Annotated in this window: 1 protein-coding gene; it reads right to left on the bottom strand. The window is 52.5% G+C overall.

Going from position 1 to position 650, the window contains the following annotated elements; all coding sequences use genetic code 11:
• Positions 1 to 650, bottom strand: a 650-nt coding sequence (locus ACQ4MZ_RS31575) for a DUF6443 domain-containing protein (protein ID WP_430852031.1), incomplete at both ends; no start/stop codon positions are given.

The raw sequence follows: 650 nt of genomic DNA, 5'->3' as shown, positions 1-650 counted from the left end.
CCGCGCCCATTGTAGGTATATTTAAACGCGTATTTGCTCAGGTTGGCCTCCCGCTGATATTCTGGCTGCAATACCAATCTCAGCTGGGAAAGATCGTCATAGACGTAATACGTTTTCTGCCAGACCGCAGCGGTAGCTCCCACAGCTTTGGCCACCTGTACCGCTTTGCACACAACCCTTCCGTTTTTGTCTTTGAATTCTACAGACAGGTTCCCGTTTTCATCGGTGGTGCTGGTTTTAGATAACTGGCCCGCTCCATAATAAACATTATCATTCACCAGGCTGTTATCTGCCGCAACGGTATACAACCGGACGTCGTTGGCAATGTTGGTACCATATTCCAGTACTACCGAGCGGTCTGAGCCGACGGCAAACTGTTTGCTGACGCGGTTCAATGGGGAAGGCTCATACTCGGTCAAGCTGTACCCCCTGTTATTCCCTTCGTTGAAGTTTGTGCTGTTACTATAATAAGATACCGACTTCGCCGCAGCTCCGCCCACATATCTCCCATTGCCCGCCGCCGGGGTGGCGACATATTCCTCCGGATAAGGTGCATATACTTTCGAAACCCTCCCCACCGCATCGTATTCGGTGTGGCTTACCAGATCCGCAGGGCGAGAGCCGGAAAGCAGCGGACTTGCCTGGGCCGA

The organism is Dyadobacter sp. BHUBP1 (assembly GCF_050587785.1).
In the GTDB taxonomy this organism is placed as follows: Bacteria; Bacteroidota; Bacteroidia; order Cytophagales; family Spirosomataceae; genus Dyadobacter.
Note: the sequence above shows the minus strand (reverse complement) of the source record. Positions and strands in the feature narration are given on the sequence as shown.